This is a genomic window from Spirulina sp. 06S082 (genome assembly GCF_034932145.1).
In the GTDB taxonomy this organism is placed as follows: Bacteria; Cyanobacteriota; Cyanobacteriia; order Cyanobacteriales; family Spirulinaceae; genus CCY15215.
In genome coordinates this window covers 1-807 of record NZ_JAYGHV010000488.1, presented here as the reverse complement: position 1 = coordinate 807, position 807 = coordinate 1, and the positions used below count along the sequence as shown (strand labels likewise).

Below are 807 nucleotides of genomic sequence, written 5' to 3'. Positions count from 1 at the left end.
TCTCGTTCGTAAAGCGTTTTACTCATCTTTTCAATCAACAATTATCAATGAACAAAAAGGCGAATTGTTTAATTTTTTCCTCTCATAACCACAACTCCGTAGGCTTTCGGGTTGAGGTACTGCCTGGCAACATTTTGGATATCCTCCGCTTCGATCGCCCGCAAGCGATCGGGATAGGTTAAAGCAGGAGTTAAAGTTCCCATTTGTGACTGATAATAGCCGTAAAGATTGGCGCGATCGCTGGGTCGTTCGTTAGCAAAAATAAAACGATTTGCCACTTGAGCGCGAATGCGAGAGAGTTCGCAAGGATCGACGGGTTCGGCTTGAAAGCGCCGTAAATGTGCGAGAATACTGCTCTCTACTTCCGCAATATTTTCGGCAGGTAGTTGCGCTGCAATATAGAAAACCCCTTGAATTCCTTGGGTAATATTGCTCGTACCAATAGAGGAAACAAGTTTGCGATCTTCTCGCAAGTCGCGAAAGAGTCGGGACATTTTCCCTTGTCCTAAAATAGCCGCCAGTACGTCGAGAGCATCCGTTGTGGCTAATTCTCCTTTTCCCGGTACCCGCCATAACATCACCAAACGGGATTGATGTAAATGGTCGTCCTGCTCCTCGCAACGCACGATATCTTCAAAGATAGGCTCAGGGTGAAAAGAAGGGGGAGTGGGGGCAGAACTATCGGGACGATGGGCATAAGCGCGATCGCAGGCATCAGAGACAATTTCCAGCAATTCCTCAACCGGTAAGTTCCCCACCACAGCAGCCGTCATATTTTCCGGCGCATACCAGTGTCGATGAAACCCT

General features: G+C 47.8%; 1 protein-coding gene. It reads right to left on the bottom strand.

Going from position 1 to position 807, the window contains the following annotated elements; genetic code table 11:
* Positions 1-68 precede the first annotated feature (68 nt).
* The coding region (locus tag VB714_RS27250; protein ID WP_323228476.1) for a pitrilysin family protein at positions 69-807 on the bottom strand (739 nt) is incomplete at its 5' end.